Origin of the sequence: Asticcacaulis sp. AC402 (genome assembly GCF_000495835.1) — a bacterium.
In the GTDB taxonomy this organism is placed as follows: domain Bacteria; phylum Pseudomonadota; class Alphaproteobacteria; order Caulobacterales; family Caulobacteraceae; genus Asticcacaulis.
The window spans coordinates 29,988-51,789 of the sequence record NZ_AWGC01000001.1 but is presented as its reverse complement, the minus strand read 5'-3'; the positions used below and the strand labels follow the sequence as shown (position 1 = coordinate 51,789).

Sequence of the window (21,802 nt, the reverse complement as noted above, 5' to 3'; positions counted from 1 at the left end):
CCCGACCTACGCCGCTGAGTCGTTGCTGACCGAGGATAGTGCCACATCCTCAGATAAACGCTGAGCCGCGAGGCGATCGGTTTCCTGGTCGGCCATGCCCTTGGCGAACAGGTCGTGAGCCCATTGGTTGCCACTGGACTTATTCATGCCCAGCGCCTTGATCATCAGCTCGACCTGGGTCGCCAGGCGTTCCTTGGTCAGCACATGCTGTTTCAGATCGCCGATAATCGCCGTCACAGCTGCCAGGAAGCGCGGTTCCTTGATCGACCTGGCCGCTGGCACCATGACCGCCATCTGCTGCATCACTGTGCGCATCATGGCTTCGCCGTCGTCGTCGAACAATTCCAGCGACGCCTTGAGCAGCCGCACAGCTTCCTCGACCGCGACCCTTTGTGACCCGTCGGCCTCGGATTTGCGCTTCTTCGCACCCTTGTAATCACCGGTGTTGAACCGGCGGCGGTCGGGGCCGATATAGGACGCGACCTCGACCCAGTCGCGCGTCTTGAACAACACGTTCTCCAGTCGGCTCATCAGGTCCTGCCAGGCGAAGGGCTTCCTCAGCATTTCGTGGACGCCGGCATTGCGCGCTTCGCTGAGCTGGGCCGGCGTGACCTCGGCCTTGATCATGATGACCGGCGCCTTCCTGCAGGCGAAGTCGCTGCGGCGCAAAGCCTTGACGAACGCAATGCCGTCGATCCTCTCGTTCTTGTAGTCTATCAGGATCAGTTGCGGATTGAGTTTGCGCGCCATGACCAGCGCTGCGCGATCGTCGGTTTCGACCACGATATTGTCGGCGCCGATGCACCGCAACATGTCCGCCAGCATCCGGGCATAGGCCGTGTTCTCCTCAAGGATGAGGACACGGCTCAAATGCATACGAAGCTTAGCTTGAAGGCGGGGATCGAGGGCGAACATACCGTTCTTTCATCGTAACGCACCGACATTCTACGGGAGAGGCGTAAAAATCCGCTTCCAAACTAAGGTAAAAAAAGCCTGAAGGTCCTTTCCAAATAAAGACTTCATCGCGAGTGTGGCGATCTTGCCAATGTCGCTACATTTTTTGTTGCAACGCAAAAAACTTTCAAATTCGGGGTCTACCACTCCCTGCGATGCGTGCCCCTCCCAACCCCGCACGCCATCAGGGGATAAGACATGTTCAATCGTTACAAGCTGGGCGCCGCAACCGTGGCGTTGCTCCTGGCGGCTGCGCCGGCTGCCGTCTATGCTCAGCAAACCACAGCCGCCCTGCGCGGTGTCGTCACCAATGCCACCGGAGTGCCGGTCGCTAATGCCACGGTGACCATCGTTCACACGCCTTCTGGCACGCGCGCCGTCAGCCGCACCGACGCCGAAGGCCGCTATGACGTCTCCGGGCTTAAGGTCGGCGGCCCCTATGAGGTTGATGTGGCGGCTAATGGCCATACACCCAGCCGTAGCGACGGCGTTTTCCTGGCCCTGGGTGACCAGCAGAAGCTGGACATCGTAATGGACGAGCCGACGACCACAGTTACCGTCGTCGGCCGCCGCTCCACCCTGTCCAATCCGGGCTCGCGCACGCGAATGAACCGCGAGGACCTTGGCAATGTCGTGACCTACAAGCGTGACATCCGCGAAGCCGCTCGCCGCGATCCGCTGACCCAGCTGGACGCCAATACGCGCGGCACCGGCCCGACCGGCGGCCTCTATATCGCCGGCTCTGCCCCGCGCGCCAACCGCATCACCATCGACGGCGTCCGCTCGAGTGACGATTTCGGCCTGAACACGGGTGGTCTGTCGACCAATCTGGGCCCCATTTCTATCGAAGCTGTCGACCAGATGACCGTTCAGGCCGTGCCGGCCGACGTCGAAGAGGGCGATTTTACCGGCGGTGCGCTCAACATCGTGCTGCGTTCCGGCACGAACGATTTCCATGGCTCGGTCTTCACCTATCTGCGCAACAAGGCCTGGAACGGTCGCGAACTGTATAATCCGGTCACCAAGGCTACCAACAAGGTCAAGCTGTTCGTGCCGGACGAAAACTACGGCGCCTTCGTGTCGGGTCCGATCCTTAAGGACACCCTGTTCTTCGCCCTGTCTTATGAAAAATACACTTCGGCCTCGGTGGTCGCGGCGGGCCCGGCCGGCGCTGGCTTCGGCACGGAACTGCGCAACGGCGGTGTCCCCTTCACCCAGGCCGACATCGATGCTCTGCTGGCGCCGTGGGCCACCTATGCTGCGTCGAGCAACCTGAACCCCGGGTCCATCCCCCTGACGACGCCGTTCGAGGACGAGAAATATTCGGCCAAGATCGACTGGAATATCATGGAGGGCCAGCGCGCCTCCTTCACCTACCGCCACGCCTTCTCCGAAGTCTGGAAGGGTTCGCCGGCCTCGTCAGCGGCGCTGAACCTCAACACCAACTGGTACACCCAGCCGGAAAACGAGGACAATTACGCGCTGCAACTGAACTCGAAGTGGTCGGACAACCTCTCGACGGAGGCACGCCTGGCCTGGCGCAACTACCAGCGCGGTCAGATGCCCCCGGTCGGCCAGGGCTTCTCGGCCGTGTCGGTGTGCTCTGACGCCACCAGCGCCGGGGCGATCAATGCCTGCACGATCAACCGCCTGACCCTGAACTTCGGCCCCGACCAGTTCCGTCAGGCCAATGTTCTGAAGACCACCAACAACAGCGCCTCCTTCACCGGCACCTATCGCACGGGTGGCCACGCTATCAAGGGCGGTTACCAGGGCAAGCAGATCGGCATCTATAACCTGTTCGTCCAGGGTGCCAACGGCGTCTACTATTTCGACTCCAAGAAGTCGTTCGAGGACAGCCGTGTCGACCAGTTGTTCTACAACAACAACCCGACCGGTGATAAGTCCAAGGCGGCGGCCGATTTTAGCTATATGAACCACACCCTGTTTATCCAGGACACCTTCGATCCGTGGACCAACACCACGGTCAATTACGGCCTGCGCTATGACTTCTGGACCCAGGACGACCAGCCGGCGCTCAACCCCAACTTTACCGCCCGCAACGGCTACAGCAACCAGGGCAATTATGACGGCCTGTCGGTCTTGCAGCCGCGCGCAGGCATCAAGTGGCACAATGACGTCCTGGACGCCTCGGCCAGCTTCGGCCTCTACACCGGTGGCCTGCCGGACGTCTTTATTTCCAACCGTTTCGGCAATACCGGCATCCTGACGGCGACCTTCACCTTGCAGCGCCAGCTGGACGGCACCTTCCGCGAAACCAATTCCGGCACGACCTTCGCCGCCAACGACGCGACGGTTTCGGCTCTGATGAACATCAACAAGGCCGATGCGACCTTCGCTGCCGGTGTGCCGTCGTCCGGTACGTCGCTTCTATCGCTGAACCCTGGTCTTGTCCGCGTCGCCAACACCAACTCGCTGGCTTCGGGCTTCGACATGCCGTCGGACTGGAAGCTGAACCTGGCAACCCACTACACCACTCCGTTTGGCACGGTCCTGGGGATTGACGCCGTCCTGGTCCGCTCCAACACCGGCCTGGCCTTCCGTGATGTTCGCGCCCGCCGCCTGACGCTCAATGGCGTTCAGCAATATACGCCCGACGGTCGTATCCGCTATGACGGCCTCGTTGTCGCCTCGACGGCGCCGTCCGGCTCGTCGCAAGTTGTCAACAACCAATCGATCTACGCCAATCGCACGACGGCGGGCCTTGGTGTCGGCACGAACGCCGATGGCAGCGCCCTGTACGACCTGGCAAATCCTGGCTCCGGCTACGATATCCAGGCCTACAATCCGGAGATCGAATCCTCGAGCGAGACCATCGCCTTCTCGGCGCAGCAAAGCTTCGACGGCGTCATCTGGGACAGGGACCATCTTGATCTGTTTGCTGCCTATACCCATCAACGGACCAACCAGTATGGCGGCGTGCCGGAATTCGCCACCACCGACTGCTGCGGCGGGTCGAACTACGGCGACCAGTTCTCAAGCGAGGACCCCAACGCCCCCACCCGGGGGAAGTCGAGCTTCGAAATCTATCGCGGAGTCAAGCTCAACGCGACCTACGAGGTGGAATGGTTCAAGGACGCCAGGACCAGCTTCACCCTGTTCGGCGACATCCGTGATGGTCGCCCGCTGAACTTCTACATGCAGGATGCCGGCTCGGCCGCCCGCGGCCAGGTCTTCGGGGTGGTTTCCGGCAACCAGCTGGCCTTTATCCCGCAAACCGAGTCGGCGATCGCCGGCAGCAATGGCCTGGGCTTCATGACCGGTAGTGTTCCGGTCTATTTCACCAACGCCACTGAACTGGCCAACTTGCAGAAGCTTGTCACCCAGTTCGACCTGCCGACCGGCATCCTGCCCAAGGGTGTCAGCCGCAACCCGTCGATCCAGCGCTTCGACCTGCATATCGCCCAGGACCTGCCGATGCCGTGGTTCGATGGCCACAAGGTCGTCATGACCGTCGACATCTTCAACCTGGGCAATCTACTCAACAAGAAGTGGGGCACGGTTGCGGAATATGGTGTTGACGGCCGTCAGGGCACGCCGATGTTCCGTGTGGCCTGCGGTGATGCCGCCGGTAATGCGGTAACGGGGGCCAGCCCGGTCTGCGCCAGCTACCGTATCTCGGGCGTGTCGACGACCCTGACGACGCCGACTGTTAACCAGGCAGCGACGCTCAACTCGGTTATGGTCGGTCTGAAGTACAGCTTCTGATCGGCAGCGATCTGCGAAAACGGAAAGGGCGCCCGGTCGGGCGCCCTTTTTGCCGTCCTCATGACTATGGTCTTTACCTGCGTCTTTGCGTCTTCGCGTGAAACATCTTTGTTTCTTTCGGCGCTTTTCAGGAACGCCTCGCTGCGAGGTCGTGGGGATGTCGCGCGACGACGCGAAGAAAGAGCGGTTATAGTTTTTGCGACACAACACAAGGTTTAGAGCGGGATGTGTTGTGATGGACTCAAAGCGCCGCTCTAAAGTTTTGTTTTGTAACGCTATTGTTCCGAAAAATGCTGCACACTTTATCGGATTGCGCTCTAGCCAGACTTGGCGCCTCTGGTCGCAACAATCACTGACATCCCATGGGCCAGATTCCCACTTGGACGTTTAGGCAGTCGACGGCGCTGGTCATGTCGGACGCCACTACCGCAGGTCACACCGTCCACACGGCATCTTCGTTCACAATCGACGACAGGCTTTCGTCGAAGTCGGCCAGCAGGTCGGCAAAATCCTGCGGATCAAGGTGCAATGCGGAGCGGCCCCCGCTCATGCGGTAGTTCCAGAAAGAACTGATATGGTCCAGCACCGCCATGCCTTCGCCGAGTTCGTAGAACATGATCGGACCATCAAGCAGGAACTGGCGGAAAAACGTCGGGTCTTCCCGTCGGATCAGCGCGTCGTAAGCATGGTCATAAACTGCCAAGGTTTTGCCGATATCGGTGAGGGCGGCAAAAATCTTGTCGATCATGCGCATGCGCGTCGTCGACATGTAATCCGCTTGCGCCGGATCTATGAACCCGCGCGAGCGATGTTCTGTCAATCCCTTGGTTACTGTGATCAGGTCCTGCTGAAGCTGCAGATGTCGCCATTTGAAGTAAAGAAAGCCGCGCCACGAAAAAATGCCGTCCGAGAACTCGTGGTCCGACAACTTCAGCGAGACCTTCAACGGGTCCAACTCCTTGTCAAGGTCGTGCGACAGGATGCGCGAGGCGAAGCGGACGGATGCATCTACGATCTCGTTCTTGAACGCTATACGGACCAGCTTGGATATTTCGTCGTTCGCGAATTCAACCATGTTCGCCACATCGTCAGGGGCGATCTTGAGGTAGCACGGCGCAGGTTTGTAGCCGAAGCGGGCGACATATTCGCGCACCAGGAACGGATCGAGCGACGGAATATCGTCCAGGTGAGCTAGAAGCTGCTTGTCGGCCGCGATCGCCTCATCGCTTCCGGAAAAAAACTGGCTGCAAAAATCGCTATATCCGCGCTGGCCGACGAAGACGGAACTGCCGCCAAGCTTCAGGTCGCGCGAATCGAAGGGCAGGATCAGCTTTGTCACCGTCCGGCGGTCGCGGTCGAACAGGTCCCGCTCGTTGGCCCGCACCGTATGCTTTACGATGACGGACTTGTTCATTTGCGAATGGCGGAAGAATGGCTGTTCCCTGTATTCTTTGCTGTCGGTGGATTCCAGGGCGATACGGGCCAGGTTGAGAATACGGCTGGTCGAGCCGTTGCCGCCGGCATGAGCCAGGTTCCTGAATTCACAGCGGATGCGGCCGGAAGGGGATTGACGCGGACGTCCGGCGGGACTGATATTTGCGTTCGTTCTGGGCATATCCGTCCGACTTCGATAAGGTTTCGCAATTGATTACAGAAAATACTTCGGCGATATTCAGACTGCGCTAAAGAGTTAAAATCATTGAAAAAAAATTGCGACTTTGCAGTCGCAAAGAGGCCGTATTCGCGGCGGCTTCCTGAGCTTTACGCGTCCTTTCAGTGGTAAGTGTCCGCCAGAGCACAATCCGATAAAGTGTGCAGCACTTTATCGGATTGTGCTCTGGCGCGGGATGGCTTTAGGTAGAATCGCCATCTCGCTCTAAGTTTTTGTTTTATCGCGTAATTTATCCGAAAAATGGCGTCCGCTTTATCGGATTGCGCTCTAGAGCAGGATGAGTTTTGATGGAATCAAAATCCCGCTCTAAGTTTTTGTTTTGTCGCGCAATTTTTCCGAAAAGTGGTGTCCACTTTATCGGATTGCGCTCTAGCGTCTGCCGCAGGGCCTACTCCGTTTCGCGCCGACGCAGCTGCGGCTGGCGGGTAGTTGAAGGGCAAAGTCGTAGCTTACCGATATCAGTCCTGAAACGGATCCCGCATCAGGATGGTGTCGTCGCGCTCGGGGCTGGTCGACAGCAGGGCAACCGGCGCGCCGATCAGTTCTTCGATATGGCGGACATACTTGACCGCGTTACCGGGCAGGTCCTTCCATGATCGAGCGCCCTGGGTGCTTTCGCTCCAGCCCGGCAGCTCTTCATAGATCGGCTCGATCCCCTGCTGAGCCTTGAAACCGGCCGGCAAATAGTCGAGCACCTTGTCTGCGACCTTGTAACCGACGCAGACCTTGATGGTTTCGATGCCATCCAGAATATCGAGCTTGGTCAGGGCGATGCCGTCAATGCCATTGATGGCGATCGACTGGCGTGCCAGGACGGCGTCCAGCCAGCCGACGCGGCGGGCGCGACCGGTGACCGTGCCGAATTCATGGCCGCGCGTAGCGATGCCCTTGCCGATCTCGTCGAACAGCTCGGTCGGGAAGGGGCCGGAGCCGACGCGGGTGGTATAGGCCTTGAGGATCCCCAGGACGTAGCCCACCGACTTGGGGCCGAGGCCCGAACCAGCTGCGGCCTGGCCAGCGACAGTGTTGGACGAGGTAACGAAGGGGTAGGTGCCGTGGTCGATATCGAGCAGGGCGCCTTGTGCGCCTTCGAACAGGATGCGCTTGCCGTCCTGGCGGGCCTTGTCGAGCACGTACCAGACCGGGCGGGCATAGGGCAGCAGACGCGGCGCGATCTCCTTCAACTGGTCGGTCAGGGCGGCGACGTCGACATCGGGCAAGCCCAGCCCCTGGCGCAGGGCATTGTGGTGGGTCAGCAGACGGTCGATCTTGCCCGACAGGGCGTCCAGGTCTTCGAGATCGGCGACACGGATGGCGCGGCGGCCGACCTTGTCTTCGTAGGCCGGGCCGATGCCGCGGCCGGTGGTACCGATCTTGCCGGCGCCGGCCGCGGCTTCGCGGGCGATGTCGAGTTCACTGTGGATCGGCAAGATCAGGCAGGCATTATCGGCGATATTGAGCAGGTCCGGCGTGATGGTCAGGCCCTGCGCCTCGACCTTGGCGATTTCGCTGAACAGCGCCCACGGATCGACGACGACCCCGTTACCGATGATCGACAGCTTGCCCTGGACGACACCGGACGGCAGCAGGCTGAGCTTATAGACCGTGCCGTCGACGACCAGGGTGTGGCCGGCATTGTGACCGCCCTGGAACCGCACAACGACATCGGCGCGATTCGACAGCCAGTCGACCAGCTTGCCCTTGCCCTCATCGCCCCACTGGGCTCCGATCACCGTTACATTTGCCAAGGGATAGCTCCGTTCTTTTCTTCGGGCGCCATGCGCCCGGTCAACAAACGGTGCGACCCTATAGAGCAGGAATCAGGGCTTGTAACCCCATAAAACGTTTTAACCTGATAAAACAACACAGGGTTCAGGCGTTGGCGAAACCTTCCGCGTTCAGAGCTTCCAGCGCCTGGGCATAGGCCCATTCCAGCCAGGGCAAAAGCGCGTCGATGTCGTCGGCCTCGACCGTGCAGCCGCACCAGATGCGCAGGCCCGGCGGGGCGGCGCGGTAACCGGTGACGTCGAAGGCGACGCCTTCGATCTCCAGAATGGAACCAATTTTGGCCGCCAGTTTCGCCTGGAATTCGGCCGGGCGGCCGGTGATATCCGGCGCGGCAAACTTCAGGCACACCGAGGTGGTCGAACGCTGGGCCTCGACCTCGGCGACGAAATCGATCCAGTCAGTCGCCTCGACCCATTCGCGCAAGGTGCGGAAATTGCGGTTGCAGCGTTCGATCAGGCCCTCCAGGCCGCCTTCCAGAGACGCCCAGCGCAGGGCATCGAGATAATCCTCGACCACCAGAAAGGAGTAGGTATTGATGGCGTCGCCGCCCAGGATGCTGGTATCAGCCTTGTCGCCCTTTTTCAGGCGCAGCACCTTGGGGATCGGCCGGCCCGAATCGAAGGTATTGAGTCGTTCGACGGCGCGCGGCGACAGGACGAGAACGCCGATACCGGCTTCGCCCCCCAGAGCCTTCTGAAAAGAGAAGGTGGCGACATCCAGGTTCTGCCACGGTAACTCCATGCAAAAGGCGGCCGAAGTGGCATCGCACAGGACCAGCCCGTCATGGCCCTTCAGGAAATCCCCATCGGTCAAACGCACGCCTGAGGTGGTGCCGTTCCACGGAAAGACCAGATCGGCCTGGGGATCGATCTGGCTCAGGTCGGGAAGCCGGCCGTAGGGAGCGCTCAGGACCTCGGCGTCGAGCTTGAGGTGCTGGGTGGCATCGTCGGCCCATAGCTGACCAAAGCTCTCGAATGCCAGCAGCTGCACTTTGCGCGCCCCCAACAGGTTCCACATCGCGGCTTCGAACGCGCCGGTGTCGGAACCCGGCGTCATGAAGACCTGGTAGCCCGACGGAATTTGCAGGATCGAGCGGGTCAGGTCCAGTGCCTGGTTAATGCGCGCGACCGTGACCTTGGAGCGGTTGGAGCGGCCGACCGGTGCACCCGACAGGGCCTGCACGCTCCAGCCGGGACGCTTGCACGTCGGACCAGAGGAGAACCACGGCCGTTCAGGGGCGCGGGCGGGCTTTCTGGCGGGAAGGGGCATGTCCGGGGCTCCTCAGGATTTCTGCCGTGGTCATGCGCCAAAACCCTTTCGGGGTCAACAAACAGGTGAAAGGCACGTGAACTGAAAATGAACCGCACCGTTCAGGTTGGGCTCAGTTCCACCGTGCCATTATGGCCTCATCGCTGAAGGAACGGCGACCGACATAAGCACCTAAGGAGAAAGACCATGAAGACCCGCAATACCCTGATCGCCCTGGCCGTTGCAGCCTCGACCCTGACCGCTATGGCCGCCCCGGCCTTTGCCGATACCCGGGCTGGGGTCACCGTCGCCGCCTATCAGGACAGCGACAATCGCCGGGACTCTTATGACCGCGGTGGCCGTGGCGATTATGATCGTGGCGGGGATCGTGGCGGGGACCGGGGCGGACGCTGGGACGATCATCGCGGCGGTGGCCGCTGGGACGACCGTGCCGAGTTCCGGATTGAAAACCGTATCGACAACCTGCGTGACCGCATCCAGCAAGGCCGCCGCAATGGCTCCATTAGCCGCCGCGAAGGTGAGCGCCTGCAATACCGTCTGCGCGACATCGTCTCTCTGAAGCGTTCCTACGAGCGTTCGGGCCGCGGCTTGAACCGCCAGGAAGTGGCAACGCTGGAGAACCGCCTGGACAGTCTGTCCGGCCAGATCCGTTACGAGCGTCGCGACTATAACCGCTGGTAATTCCCCCCTACCGGCCGGTCAAGGGTCGGAACGGATGGCTGCCCCGTAAACCCGTTCGTTTTGGTCCCCATGGACCCGGAGTCTGCACCTCACCGCAGGCTCCGGGTCTTTTTTGTGCGTCGTGAGCGGCGGAAGGCGATGAAAATTCCCTCTCCCCCGTTTCAGGCTCTGGGTGCTATTGCCTTGGCCAAAGATACCCCCAATTGAAGCGGTACCTGACAGGAGCCGACCATGATCCAACTGTACACCTGGGGCACCCCCAATGGCCGCAAGCTGACCATCCTGCTGGAAGAGCTGGGCGTGCCCTATCACATCCATCCGGTCGATATCGGCAAGGACGAGCAGTTCGATCCGGCCTTCCTCAGGATTTCGCCCAACAACAAGATTCCGGCGATTGTCGACGATGAGGCCGAAGGCGGGCCGCTGAGCCTGTTCGAATCCGGTGCCATCATGATGTATCTGGCCGACACGTACGGCCTGTTCCTGCCGTCGTCTGGTCCGGCGCGCTATACCGCCATCCAGTGGCTGATGTGGCAGATGGGCGGCTTAGGTCCCATGTTCGGCCAACTGGGCTGGTGGGTGACGTCCGACAAGGAACAGACACCCAAGGGTATTGAGCGCTACGCCAGGGAGGCCGATCGGCTGCTGGGCGTACTCGACAACCGTCTGGCGCAAGTCCCCTATGTCGGCGGTGACGACTACACCATTGCCGACATGGCGATCTGGCCTTGGGTCGCTCAGTACCGTATCCGCGTCAAGGACCACGTCGAACCTATGCTGCAAAAGCGGCAGCACGTCCTGGCCTGGCTCGACAGGGTGGGTGAACGTCCGGCCGTCCAGAGGGGGTTCCTACTGCCCTAAGGCAAGATCTCGACACCCTTGCCCTGTTCCCAGGCGTCGCCCTCAGCCTGCGTTGCCTTGTCCCTCAACGGGCGCGGCTTGAACGCAGCAACTTGCGGTTTGGCCACCAGTTGCCAGACGCCCCCAACCAAATGAGCTTCGGCATCGAACGGCGGTGTTTCCCCGTCATCGTCGCGATTGCACGACAGCTTCAAGTGTGATGCGCTTTGCCAGGCCACCGGATGACACGAGGTTTCACTGTCCTGGAAGCGGTGCGGTGTGGATTGCCAGTCGACGATTTCGGTCAGGCCGGTCGAAATCATTGACGACATCAGCCCCGCTGCGACGTGGCGTCCGTCTGGCGACGCCAGGGGTGGACCCATCAGCCATTCACGATGGCCCCTGCGATCGAACAGGACGTAGTTTTCGCCCTCGCCGTGTTCGCGCCGGACCACGATCACCGGCCCTTCCGTCAGGCGGACCACCCCGGCAAAGCTCCACAGGCTGCAGGTCTCCCAGCCCTCGCAGTCTGTCGCTGGTGAACTGGTCAGGCGGGCAATGTCGCGGCCGTCATAGCTGAGGATAAGTTTGCCGCCGTCGCGCCGGGCGTATTTGGGATAGGCCGCCAGAGCGGCGGTTTCGCTGTCGTGAATACGTGCGGTTTCTACCGGCGGTGAGGGCGGCACCGGCAAGACGGCCTGGACCGCGACAGGTGGGACAGGCTTGGACGAACAGGCTGCAACGACCACCAGCAGCCCCAACATACCCAAGCGCGACAGCTTCATGATCGTCCCCTTTGTGATCACGCTACCACGTTCGCCGAAGTCTGGAAACGAAACTCAGATCGCTTGTTCACCTTTTGCAGGCTTGCGGCGGACATACAACACCTTGTGCACACGGGCGACCAGCACGCCATCGGTATCGAGAATATCGACATCGTAGTGTGGTGTCACCTTCTCACCGGCATCGGCCAGGGCGCGTACCCGGTCGATCTCGTCGTGGGGAATGTGAAAGATGGCGCGGACGTGCTTGCGTCCCGGTTTCAGGAACTGAATCGAGGCGGCCTTGTCCCAGACGACATAGTCGCGGCCGAGATTGGTCATCAGTATGGCCATGAAGAATGGGTCGCACATCATGTACAGGCTGCCGCCGAACTGGGTGCCGACGATGTTCTTGTTCCACCAGCGCAGCTTCATTTCCACCGTGATTGAGGTCACATCGGCATTGGTGGCGATGACCTTGATACCGGCGCCCAGCATGGGCGGATACCAGTTTATCATCTTGAACATTTTTGCGTGGGCCATGGTGTGTCCTCCGCCTCTATTTATATGCAAGTCAGTACAAAATTCAAGTCATGTAACCCGATTTCGTTGTGGAGCGTATCATGTTAGAGTGAGAGAAAGCGGAGGGCGCATGACAGACGATAGCGACAGGACGTCCATCCATCCGTGGTGGCTGCGCATGGTGCACTGGCTGAATGCGGCCGCCGTCATCATCCTGATCCTCAGCGGCTGGCAGATCTATAACGCCACTGGCTTTATGGGGTTCAAGTTTCCACGCGAAGTTACCCTAGGCCGCTGGCTGGGCGGCGGTATCATGTGGCACTTCGCGGCCATGTGGCTGCTTTGGGGCGTGGCCGCCTTCTATCTGATTATGGCGACCGTCACCGGTCGGTGGAAGCGCCAGTTCTGGCCGGTGTCGCCGGGCGGTATCCTTCGCGACCTGAAGGACACCTTTACCGGCAAGCTGAGCCACGCCGACCTGCGCGTCTATAATTACGTCCAGAAGGCTGCCTATCTCTTCGTCATGCTCGATATCGTGGTGCTTATCTGCTCCGGCCTGGTGCTGTGGAAGCCGGTTCAGTTCCCGACCCTGCGTACCTTGCTGGGGGATTATGAAGGGGCGCGCCTGATCCATTTCATCGCCATGGTGGTGATGTGCGGGTTTATTGTTGTCCACGTCGTCATGGCGCTGCTGGTGCCGAAGACGATCAAAGCCATGTTGTGGGGACGCTGAGATGGACCGGAAACTTCCGCCTGAAATCGAACGCGACAAGGATGCCATCCTGAAGGAGGCCAACGGCCTGCTGAAAGACCCGGGCAAGCGTCGGTTGCTCGGCAATCTGCTGACGCTCGGCGGGTTGTCGCTGGCCACCGGCATTCTGATCCGCGACGAACAGTCGATCAAAAAGATCCTGGAGCGGATTTCGCGTTTCAATGACGACGTCCAGGCGGCCCTGTTCGATCCGAACGATATGGCGCCGGAATATCCGCGATCCGAAATTGCCAATCCGTTTCCATTCAATGCCTTTTATCCCCTGGCCAAGGTCCCGCAGGTCGACGCCGAAAGCTTCCGGCTGCAGCTGTCGGGTCAGATCGCCGACAAGCGGGCGTGGGATCTGCCGGCGCTTTATGCCTTGCCACAGGTCAGCCAGGTCACCCGCCATATCTGCGTCGAGGGCTGGAGCGCCATCGGCGAGTGGGGCGGGGTGGTGTTTTCGCAATTTCTCAAGCGGGTGGGCGCCGATGTGACGTGCAAATACATCGGCTTCAAATGCGCCGACGGCTATCACACCTCGATCGATATGCCGACAGCCCTGCACGCCCAGACGATCCTGGCCTTTACGTTTCGCGGGCAGACCTTGCCAACCTGGTATGGTTTCCCGATGAAACTGCGCATGCCGACCAAGCTGGGCTACAAGAACCCCAAGCACATCACCGAGATCTTCGTCACCAACGACTATCCCGGCGGCTACTGGGAGGATGTCGGGTACAACTGGTTCGGTGGGAGTTGAGATAACTGTCTTATCCTCCACCGTTTACGGGGGAGGTGCTGAGCAAGCGAAGATCGCAGATCGAAGCGCGTCGAAGCGGAGGGGGAGCCAGGAGCTCGGAACGCCCCCTCCGTCTCGACGCGCTTCGCCCGAAGATGGGCTCGCTTGCTCGACACCTCCCCCGCACGCGGTGGAGGATAAGATTAACGGGATTCCGCCGCCCCTCTGAACGGTGCGGAAACAAACCGTGTAAGAATCACTGACATCGCCGTGTTGCCGCCTTGTTCACTCCTATATGTGGTGGGGAATCACCGTCTTAACCATACGGTTCAGGCGACTTTTATGACGCCGCGGCGGATCTGATCCAGCTCGATCGACTCGAACAGGGCCTGGAAGTTGCCATTGCCGAAGCCTTCATTGCCCTTGCGCTGGATGATCTCGAAGAAGATCGGCCCGAAGGTGTTTTCGGTGAAGATCTGCAGCAGGATACCCTCGTCGCCCGTGTCGCCATCGATCAGGATACGGTTTTTGCGTAAGCGGTCCAGGTCCTCGCCATGGCCCGGAACGCGCTTGTCGACCAGGTCGTAATAGGTGTCGATCGTGTCCTGGAGCTTCACCCCGCGGGCGCGCAGTTTTTCCACCGTGGCATAGATATCGGGCGTGGTCAGGGCGATGTGCTGGATGCCTTCGCCGTTATACTGGCGAAGGAATTCCTCGATCTGAGAGCTGTCGTCCTGGCTTTCGTTCAGCGGAATGCGGATGGCGCCGTCGGGGGCGATCATCGCCTGGCTGAACAGTCCGGTCGCCTGGCCCTTGATGTCGAAATACTTCTGCTCCTCGAAGCCGAAGATTTGACGGTAGAATTCCGACCAGGTGCGCATCTCGCCGCGCTTCACATTGTGCGTCAGGTGGTCGAGCACGTCGAACCCGACGCTGTTGCGGGCTTCCGCCTCATCGGCGCCCGGGATTGGCGCCCAGCCGGCGAAGGGATCGCCGTCAACAAGGTACAGCAGCGAGCCGCCGATACCTTCCAGCACAAAATCCGGACGCAGGCCGGCGACCGTGGCCGTGCGTGCGCCGTTGTCCAGCGCCAGGTCGTAAGCTTTCGCGGCATCCTTGACGTGGAAGGCCATGCCACTCGCCGATGGACCGTGTTCGGCCGCGAAGGCTCGGGCGTGCGGTGTGGCCAGGTGATTGACCACAAACCGTATACGGCCCTGGCGGTACAGGACGATATCCAGCGACGGGTGACGCATGGCGGCGGTAAAGCCCAGCAGTTCCAGCTGCTGCGTCATGGTCGTGGTGTCGGGGCCGGTGAATTCGACATAGGCGAATCCGTCCAGACCCAGGGGATTAACAGGTGTGTTCATCACCGTCTCCATAGGGTTCTTACAAAACGGACCGCAAGGCGTTCGCAAACACCGGGAGGTTGCCCTCGTTCAATCCGGCGATATTGATACGGCCAGACTCCACCATGTAGATGCCGTGCTCGATTCGCAACCAGGTGACCTGGTCCCGGTCGAGCGGCAGCAGGCTGAACATGCCGGACTGTGTCTTTACGGTCTCAAATTCAGGGACGGCCGTGGCCAAATCATGGCGCAGGCCGGCAATACGTAAACGCATGGTCTCCAGCTCGGCGCGCCACTGGGCGGCGAGCGCGGGCGTGTCCAGGATCGTGCGGACCACGGCGGCGCCATGGTCGGGCGGCATCGACCACAGGGTGCGGGCCATCAGGTTCAGATTGGTACGGGCTCGGCGAACGCTGCCGGCGTTGGTGCCCTGGACCCACAGCGCACCGACGCGGTCGCGGTAGAGGCCGAAATTCTTCGAGCCGGAGACGCAAACCAGGGCTTCGGGCACATGGTCGAGGACATGGCGCAGGCCCCAGGCGTCTTCGTCGAGCCCGGCACCCAGGCCCTGATAAGCCATGTCGATCACCGGCACGACGCCGCGGTCATTGAGGAAGGCAGCAAGGTCACGCCATTGGTCGTGACTGAATTCGACACCGGTGGGGTTATGGCAACCCGACTGCAAAACGATGGCGTCGCCGCGGCGGACCTCGTGCAGCGCCGACATCATGGCATCGAACAGAAGCGTCTGGCTGGGCTTGTCGAAGAAGGGATGGTCGACGACTTCGAGGCCGGCGGCCTGCATCAGCATGGCGTGGTTTACGTAACCTGGTGTGCCGATCCAGACGCGGCATTCCGGGTTTGTACGATGGAGCAGAGCGGCCGCCAGGCGCAGGGCGCCAGTGCCTCCGGGCGTCTGCATGCCCCAGATTGTTTCGCCGCCGATGCCGTCTCCCAGGACGATGGGCGCAAGCGCGGCGACGAAGCCGGCATCGCCTTCCGGTGACAGATAGTCCTTGCTGGTCTGGGTTTCGACCAGATGGCGCTCAGCCGACTTCACCGCCTGCAGGATCGGGGTGCAGCCCGTGTTGTCGCGATAGACGCCGATGCCAAGATCGATCTTGTTTGGGCGTGGATCGCTGCGCAGCAGATGCAAGACCATCAGCATCGGGTCGAGCGGCTGCTCGTCCAGGGTGTCCATCAGGCCTGGCGCAGGGCGGATATCCAGGCGGTTGGAACTCATGGCAGGTTTCATCAGGGCACCAGACGTTGGGCGTATAATCGTATCTTTTGAAACTAAACCTGTATCATCGATCTGGCAATGTTGTTTGGAATTTTTTTGTACTTTCGCGCTATGGTCGGAACTCAAAGGCCCGTGAATCGGCTTTCAATACGGGAAAAGTACACATGTCTGACCATTATCCGCTTTACATCGCCCTGCGCGGTCTGATGGTGCGCGCCGCGCCGACCATGCAGATAGCCAAGGACGCGCTGGGCGAACTCACCCTCAATGTGGCACGCGACGTCATGAATGCCAAGGATCCGGTTTGGTTCGGTTCCGTTCGTCTGAGTGGTAGCAATGTATCCTATTACTTGCCGCCGCTGGCAGCCAGAGAGGGCCGCGACCTGATCGTGCCCGAGGGCCTCAAGCGGCTGTCGACCAGCAAGACCTGTTTTGTCTTCCACGATCAGAATCCCGACCGTTTCGTGGAACTGGAAGCGCTGACGCGGGCCGCGGCCGACCGGTTCGCCGGTGCCACCCGCGCAGCATAGCGCCGTGTCTGCAAAGGCAAGGCCTGAAACAGCCAGGAGGCAGCGGACGGTAGTCAGGCGCTTCGACGCTTGCGAGTGGGCGTAAGCCGGCGCCAGAACGAAGTCATGCTGGCGCCCATAGAGACGCCGCTCGTGATAGCGATTCACGGGATTTTCGCGCTGTTGTCAGCGCGTGATGACAATCGAAGCCCTGGTTTGCTGGATCTGCGTCTTGCGGCGGTGGTCAAAGCGCGGCAAGGTGACGGCAACGGCCGCCCAGAGCCCGTATGCGAGGAGATTCCGATGACCTTTTCCCGCCTGTTGGCTGCCAGCGCGGCACTGATGGTGATGGCCTGCGGCCCGGCGCTTGCCGGCGACAAGCCGAAGTTCCAGGTCTCGATTACTGTCGATGACTTGACGGTGCATGGCGCCCTGCCGCCGGGAACCACACGTCAGCAGGTGGGCGACAACTTCCTTAACGCTTTCAAGGTGCACGGCGTCAAGGAGGCCTGGGGCTTTATTAACGGCAAGAGCCTGATTGAGGATCCTTCAACCGAGACGGTCCTTGCGTCATGGCGGGCGGCTGGTCATCCGCTGGGCAATCATGGCTTCACCCATATGAGCGCCTCGCAGAATACGGTTGCGGCCTTCAAGGGTGATATCGAAGGCAATGAACCGATCCTCAAGTCCTACATGGGGGACGCAGATTGGCACTGGCTGCGCTTTCCCTTCCTGAACGCCGGTAGCGATGCCGGCCATGGCGAGATCATGCAGTTTGTCAAGGACACGGGCTACCGGATCGCTGACGTCACCATCACCTTCAATGACTGGGCCTACACCGACGCCTATGCGCGTTGCGCGGCCAGGGGTGATACGGCGGCGGTCGCCTCTCTGCGCGAAAAATACATGAGCGACGTCGTGGCTTCCGTGAAACGGGCGCGTGGCCTGTCGCAAAAGATTTACGGCCGCGATATTCCGCATGTCCTACTGATCCATGTTGGGGCCTTCACCGGAGAGATGCTACCTGAGGTTCTGACGGCCTTCGATGCCGAAGGCGCGGAATATGTGACGCTGGAGCAGGCCCAGAGCGACCCGGCCTATGACTTCACCGGACCGAAGGCGGCCCAGGGCACCATGCTGGAGCGGGTGGCGCAGGAAAAGGGCATCAAGATCGACGACGGCTCGATCGCTTCGCTGAACGATGTCGGCCCGATCATGGGTATGTGCCAATAGGTCAGGATGAAATGCGGACTGACGAAATGACCTTGGTGAACAGGGCATTCATGGCGTCGGAAATGCCCTGATCTGGGCCGACTTCGAAATAGAGTCCTTCGGTCGCGCATTCCTGCATCTTGAGGGCCAGTTGCGACGTCGGCGTAACATATTTTGCCAGATAGGCGTTGTAGAAGGCATTGGTCGGCAAAGGCAGATAGGTGGTGTACAGCACGGCAATCTTGACGCCCCGGGCCTTAATCGCCTTGCACTGGGTTGTGTCCAGCGGTGTGATACGTCGGCACGAGGCGCCGTTGGAGTAGGCGCAGTCATAACCGTCATTGGCGCCGTCCGAGACGAAAAACAGTACCTGTTGCGGCTTGGAGGCCGAAGCGCCGTCCCCTGACGAGGGTATGATCTTGTTCATGCCCAACAGGACTGACTGAAAGTTGGTCTGGCGGTCGGAATTGTAATTCTGATAAGGAATGGTCATCAGGTCGATCTTGGCGGCATGGGTCGCAGACGTGCCCAGATCGGCGGTCAGAGAACTGATCAGATAGGGCTGCGGGTTCTTGGCGTCGATTGCGTCTGCCGCCATACCGAAATGATAGATGGCCATGCGATACTGATCGGTCAGGGACCGGGTATTGCCGGCCGTCGTCATCAGGTTCTGGGTGGCCTGCCGCACCACGTCGATCCGCGTGGTCACCTTCAGCTTCTTGGCCAGAGCGTAATAGTCTTTGCCGGCCTTGTCCATCTGATGGCAGGCAAAGGCGCACTTGTCCGAGGTATTGGACACCATGGTGTTAATATCCTTGGTGGTGGCGCCGACTCCCATGGACGGGCTGTTGTCCAGCAGCAGGTAGAAGTCGATATAGGGCGGGAAGGTCGAGGCCGAGGTCGACTTGACCGAGATCGGGACGCGGCTCATGCCCATCAGGCCCAGAAGATACGGCTTGTAGTCCGCGGTCACAGACACGTCGGAGACGAGGTTGGTCGACTTTTTATGAATTGAGGCCTTGAACTTTAGGTTGGTCAGGTCACTACGCTTCTTGACATTGGAATTGAAGACAGCTTTGGCCTGGTCTTCGCCGGTCTTGAAACTGCTGTGGCCCTTGACGTTGGCCTTGTAGGCATAGGAGTTGACGGCAATCGAGGAGACACTGGCGACATCGGCCGCGTCTTGCAATTCCTTTTTCAGCTGACCCACGCGGCTGAAGTCAACGGCGCCGCCGATGGCCAGCAGCACGATCGGAAGGGCCAGGCCCACGATCATGACGACATTGCCGCGCTTGTCGCCGAGGAATCTTTTAAGTCCGTTCAGCACGCTTGCGTCCCAGCATTTTTAGTCGCTGAAAGCATGCCATAAACAGCTTAATCAACCGTTCGATTCGGCCGGCGTCAGGGTTTTCAGTGCCAAAGCGTGCACAGGACCGGCCAGTTCGTCCGCCAATTCCGTGTTGACGAGGCGCTGGCGCGCCACTCGACTTAGGCCGTCAAAGCGATTTGACACGATGATCACGGAAAAATGGCTCTCGCCCCCTTCACGCGCGCCCTCATGTCCACTATGTTTGGCACTGTCGTCGAGAATCTCCAAGCGCTGTGGCGTGAAGGCCTGTTCGAGCTTCGATCGGATGCGGTCCGCGACACTTCCCATATTTCGGCCCTCTTCGCCGTGTAGATCTTCGATGTTTTGTTACGTTTAAGGGTAAGCTTCATCATATGAGCGAAGGATTTAAGTACAAGCCCAAATTCATGGACATGCGCATCCGACCGCCCAAGGAGGGCGAGGAACATGTGCGGCGGCCTGAGGACGATGTACTGCATCTGAAAGCTGGCCAAAAGCCGTGCGAGTGGCCGGAATGCCATAAGGCAGCAACGGCGAGAGCGCCGAAGTCGCGCGAAATGATGAATGAATATTACAATTTCTGCGTCGCTCACGCTTCGGAATACAATAAGAACTGGAACTTCTTTGCGGGTATGAGCGAAGGTGAGGCGCGCGGCCATCGTGAAGCCATCATGACGGGTGGCCGGCCGACCTGGGCATTCCGGGCTTCGCGCCTGTCACGTGAAGCTGCCAATATTTCCGCCAAGGGTACCCAGTCCAAGGGTTTCTACGATCCGCATTCAGTGTTCGGCGCGGGTGCCAAGCCCAAGCGCGACGAAGCCGGCCCGGCCCAGCGCCAGTACGGCAAGATCGAGCGGCAAGCCTTTGCCGACCTGGACCTGGAGGTCGGAGTCGCCGCCGAGGTCATCCGCGTGCGCTACACTGAACTGCTCAAGCGCTGCCATCCGGACAATAACGGCGGTGACCGTTCGGCTGAGGATAAGCTGCAAAGAGTGATCAAGGCCTATAAAGTCCTGAAAAAGATGAACCTTACGTAAAATCTGCGGTCTTTGGCCGGCTAGCTCGTCGGTTTCGCTGGCCTCTATGTCCATACAGGCTGGCGCTCACCTCCTGCCATGCGACTCAAATCTCGCAGTTTTACACGCCGGTGCTATTTGTTTTTAAAATAGCCGTCGCTGTCCGTGCTGGCGCCAGCGCGGCCGAACAGGTTGACCTGCCACATTTTTCGCGGTTTGAAACCCGCGCTTTCGTAGACCCGGATCGCCGCAGCATTGTCCGGTAAAGAATGCAGGAAGGGCGTGCGGCCTTCCGCCACGATGCGTCGACCGATTACCGCCATCATCTGCCGCGCCAGGCCCTGGCCCTGGTAATCGGGATGGGTGCAGATGGCGGTGATCTCGGTAAAGCCCGGCAGGCACATCCGTTCACCGGCCATGGCCACCAGCCGGCCATCGTCGAAGGTGCCGGCGAAATAGCCCTTCTCGATGGTGCGCGGCCCGAACGGTCCCGGCCGCGTCAGTTCCGTCAGGGTCAGGATGGCGGGTACGTCCTGTGGCGTCAGCTGCCGCGTTTCAATGGTCACGGCGGTGGGACGGAAATCTTCGGCAATGAGTTGCAAGACAGGAAAGGCCACCAGCCGTTCCAGACCATCCGGTGCTTCCAGCACCGCGTCGGCCCAGATCAGGGCATTTCCGCCTCCAGGGATCACCTCGCCCAGGCGTTCAACCGCATCTGATGTTTCCAGCGCCGCAAACGGCGAAACCTCCGGCGGATAGCGCAATACAGGCGCCCGGCCCTGCGCCAAATGGGCGTGGCGGCTGGTCAGGGCATGCCAGACGGGATTGTTGAGTGGGTGCATCGCGCCGGGATAGGAGGGGCTGGGACGTCCGTCAAGATGCTGTCGCAAACCGTCACAGCATGAAGTAGAGACGTGCAAACGGAGATGGACATGACGGATCTATTCAGGGGTGGATGCCAGTGCGGCGCGGTGCGATTCGAGGTGACCGGGACCCTGGGCCGGCCATCGGTTTGCCACTGCCGCATGTGCCAGAAGGCCTTCGGTAATGTCTTTGCACCGCTGGTATCGGTACGCGAAGCCAGCCTGACCTGGACGAAAGATGAGCCGGCACGATTCCAAAGTTCCAACCTGGTAAAGCGCGGTTTTTGCCCCAAATGCGGCACCCCCCTGACCTATGAAGCGCCCGACGGCGTGGCCCTGGCCATCGGCGCCTTCGACCACCCGCAGGCCATTGTACCGGATATTCAGTATGGCGTCGAAGGCCGTATACCGTGGATGGATCAAGTCAATGACTGGCCGGTGCGCGAGACCATGGATGACCTGGAAGCCGCACCCTTCCTCGACAAACTGGTCAGCTACCAGTATCCGGACGAATCGTGATCGTCACCCGGCGCAGGCCGCGATCGCCGGATCGTCA

Annotated in this window: 20 protein-coding genes; 9 read left to right on the top strand and 11 right to left on the bottom strand. The window is 60.3% G+C overall.

Features of this window, described 5'->3' with window-relative positions; genetic code table 11:
• Positions 1–6: 6 nt before the first annotated feature.
• The gene (locus tag ABAC402_RS0119510; RefSeq protein WP_162148492.1) at positions 7–876 is read right to left on the bottom strand and encodes a response regulator; all 870 of its coding nucleotides are present in this window, start codon (positions 874–876) and stop codon (positions 7–9) included.
• Between the two features lie 276 nt (positions 877–1,152).
• On the opposite strand from ABAC402_RS0119510, the gene ABAC402_RS21420 reads away from it, so the two are divergent.
• Positions 1,153–4,683 (top strand): TonB-dependent receptor, encoded by a 3,531-nt coding sequence (locus ABAC402_RS21420; protein WP_023447643.1) that lies wholly within the window; start codon positions 1,153–1,155, stop codon positions 4,681–4,683.
• Positions 4,684–5,116: 433 nt separating this feature from the next.
• On the opposite strand, the gene ABAC402_RS21415 is transcribed toward ABAC402_RS21420, so the two are convergent.
• The 3 genes from ABAC402_RS21415 to ABAC402_RS21405 form a co-directional block, all read right to left on the bottom strand.
• On the bottom strand, positions 5,117–6,298 hold the full coding sequence (locus tag ABAC402_RS21415; protein WP_023447642.1) for a hypothetical protein: 1,182 nt from the start codon (positions 6,296–6,298) through the stop codon (positions 5,117–5,119).
• 515 nt (positions 6,299–6,813) lie between these two features.
• Positions 6,814–8,103 carry an adenylosuccinate synthase gene (locus ABAC402_RS21410; protein WP_031234978.1) on the bottom strand — a complete coding sequence of 430 codons (1,290 nt, stop codon included), beginning with the start codon at positions 8,101–8,103 and terminating at the stop codon, positions 6,814–6,816.
• 124 nt (positions 8,104–8,227) lie between these two features.
• Entirely contained in the window at positions 8,228–9,412 is a 1,185-nt protein-coding gene (locus tag ABAC402_RS21405; RefSeq protein WP_040409740.1) for a phosphoserine transaminase, read from the bottom strand.
• A 186-nt stretch (positions 9,413–9,598) separates the two neighbouring features.
• On the opposite strand from ABAC402_RS21405, the gene ABAC402_RS21400 reads away from it, so the two are divergent.
• Positions 9,599–10,093, top strand: a complete 495-nt coding sequence (locus ABAC402_RS21400) for a DUF4148 domain-containing protein (RefSeq protein WP_023447639.1) — start codon at positions 9,599–9,601, stop codon at positions 10,091–10,093.
• Positions 10,094–10,324: 231 nt separating this feature from the next.
• Positions 10,325–10,954 carry a glutathione S-transferase N-terminal domain-containing protein gene (locus ABAC402_RS21395; RefSeq protein ID WP_023447638.1) on the top strand — a complete coding sequence of 210 codons (630 nt, stop codon included), beginning with the start codon at positions 10,325–10,327 and terminating at the stop codon, positions 10,952–10,954.
• Here ABAC402_RS21395 and ABAC402_RS39005 read toward each other — a convergent pair.
• Together ABAC402_RS39005 and ABAC402_RS21385 are read right to left on the bottom strand one after the other, a co-directional pair.
• A complete protein-coding gene (locus ABAC402_RS39005; protein WP_023447637.1) occupies positions 10,951–11,718 on the bottom strand; it encodes a hypothetical protein in 768 nt (255 codons plus the stop codon). The two genes, ABAC402_RS21395 and ABAC402_RS39005, sit on opposite strands and share 4 nt — an antisense overlap.
• A 54-nt stretch (positions 11,719–11,772) precedes the next feature.
• The gene (locus tag ABAC402_RS21385; protein ID WP_031234974.1) at positions 11,773–12,237 is read right to left on the bottom strand and encodes a DUF4442 domain-containing protein; all 465 of its coding nucleotides are present in this window, start codon (positions 12,235–12,237) and stop codon (positions 11,773–11,775) included.
• Between the two features lie 109 nt (positions 12,238–12,346).
• Here ABAC402_RS21385 and ABAC402_RS21380 point away from each other — a divergent pair, with 109 nt between their 5' ends.
• Together ABAC402_RS21380 and ABAC402_RS21375 are read left to right on the top strand one after the other, a co-directional pair.
• Positions 12,347–12,949 (top strand): cytochrome b/b6 domain-containing protein, encoded by a 603-nt coding sequence (locus ABAC402_RS21380; protein WP_023447635.1) that lies wholly within the window; start codon positions 12,347–12,349, stop codon positions 12,947–12,949.
• Position 12,950: 1 nt separating this feature from the next.
• Complete coding sequence (locus ABAC402_RS21375; protein ID WP_023447634.1) at positions 12,951–13,727, top strand: molybdopterin-dependent oxidoreductase; 777 nt, start codon at positions 12,951–12,953, stop codon at positions 13,725–13,727.
• A gap of 308 nt (positions 13,728–14,035) precedes the next feature.
• Here the strand turns inward: ABAC402_RS21375 and hppD are convergent, their stop codons facing one another.
• Both hppD and ABAC402_RS21365 read right to left on the bottom strand, forming a co-directional pair.
• Positions 14,036–15,076, bottom strand: coding sequence for a 4-hydroxyphenylpyruvate dioxygenase (hppD, locus tag ABAC402_RS21370; RefSeq protein WP_031234973.1), 1,041 nt, complete (start codon positions 15,074–15,076; stop codon positions 14,036–14,038).
• Between the two features lie 19 nt (positions 15,077–15,095).
• Positions 15,096–16,298, bottom strand: coding sequence for an aromatic amino acid transaminase (locus ABAC402_RS21365; protein ID WP_052025236.1), 1,203 nt, complete (start codon positions 16,296–16,298; stop codon positions 15,096–15,098).
• Positions 16,299–16,462: 164 nt separating this feature from the next.
• Between ABAC402_RS21365 and ABAC402_RS21360 the strand changes: the two genes are divergently transcribed.
• Positions 16,463–16,828: a hypothetical protein gene (locus tag ABAC402_RS21360; protein WP_023447631.1), complete on the top strand. Its 366-nt coding sequence runs from the start codon at positions 16,463–16,465 to the stop codon at positions 16,826–16,828.
• 282 nt (positions 16,829–17,110) lie between these two features.
• The gene (locus tag ABAC402_RS21355; RefSeq protein WP_031234971.1) at positions 17,111–18,040 is read left to right on the top strand and encodes a polysaccharide deacetylase family protein; all 930 of its coding nucleotides are present in this window, start codon (positions 17,111–17,113) and stop codon (positions 18,038–18,040) included.
• A 1-nt stretch (position 18,041) separates the two neighbouring features.
• Here the strand turns inward: ABAC402_RS21355 and ABAC402_RS21350 are convergent, their stop codons facing one another.
• Together ABAC402_RS21350 and ABAC402_RS21345 are read right to left on the bottom strand one after the other, a co-directional pair.
• Positions 18,042–19,346 (bottom strand): TadE/TadG family type IV pilus assembly protein, encoded by a 1,305-nt coding sequence (locus ABAC402_RS21350; protein ID WP_023447629.1) that lies wholly within the window; start codon positions 19,344–19,346, stop codon positions 18,042–18,044.
• Positions 19,347–19,397: 51 nt separating this feature from the next.
• Positions 19,398–19,676, bottom strand: a complete 279-nt coding sequence (locus tag ABAC402_RS21345; protein ID WP_023447628.1) for a BolA family transcriptional regulator — start codon at positions 19,674–19,676, stop codon at positions 19,398–19,400.
• Between the two features lie 65 nt (positions 19,677–19,741).
• Here ABAC402_RS21345 and ABAC402_RS21340 point away from each other — a divergent pair, with 65 nt between their 5' ends.
• The gene (locus tag ABAC402_RS21340) at positions 19,742–20,404 is read left to right on the top strand and encodes a J domain-containing protein (protein WP_023447627.1); all 663 of its coding nucleotides are present in this window, start codon (positions 19,742–19,744) and stop codon (positions 20,402–20,404) included.
• A gap of 113 nt (positions 20,405–20,517) precedes the next feature.
• Here the strand turns inward: ABAC402_RS21340 and ABAC402_RS21335 are convergent, their stop codons facing one another.
• Positions 20,518–21,225 (bottom strand): GNAT family N-acetyltransferase, encoded by a 708-nt coding sequence (locus ABAC402_RS21335; protein WP_023447626.1) that lies wholly within the window; start codon positions 21,223–21,225, stop codon positions 20,518–20,520.
• Between the two features lie 90 nt (positions 21,226–21,315).
• Between ABAC402_RS21335 and ABAC402_RS0119490 the strand changes: the two genes are divergently transcribed.
• Complete coding sequence (locus ABAC402_RS0119490) at positions 21,316–21,765, top strand: GFA family protein (protein ID WP_031234969.1); 450 nt, start codon at positions 21,316–21,318, stop codon at positions 21,763–21,765.
• The last annotated feature ends 37 nt before the right edge of the window (positions 21,766–21,802 follow it).